Annotated in this window: 1 pseudogene; it reads left to right on the forward strand. The window is 72.2% G+C overall.

Annotated elements, in window-relative coordinates:
• A pseudogene (locus IQ210_RS46995) lies at positions 1-565 on the forward strand (helix-turn-helix transcriptional regulator); the annotation flags it as partial.

The following is a 565-nucleotide window of genomic DNA, read 5'->3' on the forward strand; positions in this document are numbered from 1 at the left end:
GGCCGGCCACTTCGACCAGGCGCAGCGGCTGCTGCGCTCCGCTCGCGCCCCGGGCGCTGCCGCTTCCCCCGCTTCCGTGGTGACCTCGGCCTATGTCGCGCTGTTCGAGGACGGCGACGTACGGCACACGCACCGCCAGGTGTCGGCGGCGATCGAGCAGCTGCGCGACCGCGGGGTGAGGGAGCCGGACGAGGTGCTCACGCGGCTGATCGACCTGCTGCTGGCCATCAGCCAGTACGCCGGTTCTCCGGCGCGCTGGGCGGAGACGCGGGCGGTGTTGGGGGAGCTGGCCCCGGCACGCTCTCTGGTGTACCAGGACGCGTGGGGGGACGTGGTGCGGCACGGGGCCGGGGTGCGCGAGCGGGTGGAGCGTGAGTTCGCGGCCGTCGCGGACCTGGCGCCCTGGGATGTGACACGGCTGGCGGTGGCCGCCTATCACGTGGACACCCTCAGCCAGTACCGGACGTATCTGCACCGCAGCGCGGACCGTGAAGCCGAGACGGGGTTCGTGCGCAACGGGATGACCACGCGGCATCTGATCATGCTGGACCAGATGACGGTGGGT

Source organism: Streptomyces justiciae, assembly GCF_015163075.1.
In the GTDB taxonomy this organism is placed as follows: domain Bacteria; phylum Actinomycetota; class Actinomycetes; order Streptomycetales; family Streptomycetaceae; genus Streptomyces; species Streptomyces justiciae.